The organism is Pseudoflavonifractor sp. BSD2780061688st1 E11, from assembly GCF_005844125.1.
GTDB lineage: Bacteria > Bacillota > Clostridia > Lachnospirales > Lachnospiraceae > Sellimonas > Sellimonas catena.
In genome coordinates this window covers 1-1,159 of the sequence record NZ_SPHM01000109.1, presented here as the reverse complement: position 1 = coordinate 1,159, position 1,159 = coordinate 1, and the positions used below count along the sequence as shown (strand labels likewise).

The following is a 1,159-nucleotide window of genomic DNA, read 5'->3' as shown; positions in this document are numbered from 1 at the left end:
GCATACGAGGATTTAGTAAAGATGAGCCTGGATGAGAAGAAGCGTTTACAGTATGAGGCCAGGGAGAAAGCGATCCTTGACTATAGGTCCAACATGGAGGGAGCCGAGAAAAGAGGCTTTCAGCGGGGCGTGAAGCGTGGAATCACACAGGGGATTGAGCGTGGCATGACACAGGGAGAGCAGTCTACACTGATTCGTCTCTACCGGAAGAACAGTCTGACGTTGGAAGAAGCGGCAGAAGAGGCAAAAATGACGGTGGAAGAGTTCCGGAAGCTTGCAGAATTGGAAGAACATTCTATGGAATAAGGTGTGGGAAAAAGAGGTTGAAAGAGTTCATGCATTGGATCACGGAGAATGAAGCGGTTCATACGATGATGACGGCTCTCCTTACATTTCATCAGGCAGCCTTCTATTGGTTGCTGATTTTACCTTGGGGAAAGGCATTTCCCCAAGTGAGCTGTTGATCATGCCATGATTCAGTGGTCAGGAAAGATTCATTTCCGCCGCCCGCTTGACGACCTTGGCAACTGTGTTACGGGATACGCCGCAGCTATGTGCGATGTTCCGTTTACTGAATCCTAAGCTTTTCTGGCGAAGGATTTCTCGATATTTGGTTGTAATAGTGGACTCTGGTTTCTTGTCTTTTCGTTATTGATATGTTACTCTATCTATATCTGAAAAGCATTCGCTTTTCGTATTTCTAAGGCATTCGCCGAATTATTCAAATCTTATTATTGTATACGGCAGATCTAATGGCTGGCAATCGGACAGTTTCTTTTTCGCTTTTCTATCAGGATCATTTATTCCCTAAACCACTTTTTCCAATGGAGAAAATGTGCTACACTTACAACAGACAGAAACATCCTTTTCCAGTGGATGAGAAGCCGGGAAAGGATCGAATTATGAGAAACAACAAAAGAAAAAGAAAGACACAGAATAAGAGAAGACAAACTGCCCGAAACGAAGATTTTATCATGAAACCTTCCGTGGACTGGTGCTTCAAAGAACTGATGAGAAATCCGAAGACGAGAAAGGGATTTATTGCAGTGCTTTTGCAGGTTAAGCCGGAAGAAATTGATGAGACGATCCTGTTGGAAAATGAGCTTCCCAAAGAAGCAGAAGAGGAAAAGCAGGGAATTCTGGATGTGCATGTATGCCT

General features: G+C 44.1%; 2 pseudogenes. Both read left to right on the top strand.

The window, feature by feature from the left end:
* Positions 1 to 306 (top strand): annotated as a pseudogene (locus FGQ85_RS18230) (hypothetical protein); the annotation flags it as partial.
* Between the two features lie 596 nt (positions 307 to 902).
* Positions 903 to 1,159 (top strand): annotated as a pseudogene (locus FGQ85_RS18220) (hypothetical protein); the annotation flags it as partial.